Origin of the sequence: Clostridium psychrophilum, assembly GCF_018861705.1 — a bacterium.
GTDB lineage: Bacteria > Bacillota > Clostridia > Clostridiales > Clostridiaceae > Clostridium_AD > Clostridium_AD psychrophilum.
This window is the reverse complement of record NZ_JAHLEC010000270.1, coordinates 1-776: the sequence shown is the minus strand read 5'-3', so window position 1 is coordinate 776 and position 776 is coordinate 1. Positions and strand designations below refer to the sequence as shown.

1 protein-coding gene is annotated in these 776 nt (G+C 30.4%); it reads left to right on the top strand.

Going from position 1 to position 776, the window contains the following annotated elements:
* Window positions 1–85: 85 nt before the first annotated feature.
* Window positions 86–776, top strand: a 691-nt coding sequence (locus tag KPL38_RS19425; protein ID WP_216290770.1) for an ExeA family protein, incomplete at its 3' end; no start/stop codon positions are given.

Here is a 776-nt window from a genome sequence, read left to right as displayed (position 1 = left end):
TTGTATATCCTCTTAAACGTGTAGATAACTCTAAAGTAAAAAGAAATGTTATTGATTATTCTAAGATAAACGGAGGTAAATAAAAATGTATAAAGCATATTGGGGAATGGAGTTTAATCCTTTTGAAAAAAGCTTAAGTGAAAAGAATTTTTATAAATCTGGCGATTTTGCGCAAGCAATGTCAAGAATGGAACATCTTAAAAATATTAAAGGCATCGGACTTTTTACTGGACTTCCAGGCACTGGAAAAACCTATACCTTAAGATGTTTCGTAAACAGTCTAAATCCAAATTTGTACAAGATTATTTATATTACATTATCTACTGTTACAGTATTAGAATTTTATAAATCGATAGCCTACGGCTTGGGAGTGGAGCCCTATTCAAAGAAAATAGATCTCTTTAAAGGCATACAGGAAAGAATAATTTCATTATCTAGAGATAAAAAAATTATACCCCTTATTATGATAGACGAAGCACAATACCTTAAAACAGATGTTTTAAATGACTTGAAACTGTTGCTAAACTTTGATATGGACTCAAAAAACTATGCCATATTAATACTTTCTGGACAACCGTTGTTAAATAACATCTTATCAAAACAAATACATGATGCTTTAAAGCAGCGAATTGTAATTAACTATAATTATGAAGGTATATCCAAAGACGAGGTTAATGGCTATATATCTTCAAGATTAAAACTTTGTGGCATAGTCGATGAGATCTTTAATGCTAATGCAATAGAAGCTATTAATTCCTGCTGCAATGGGTCTACAA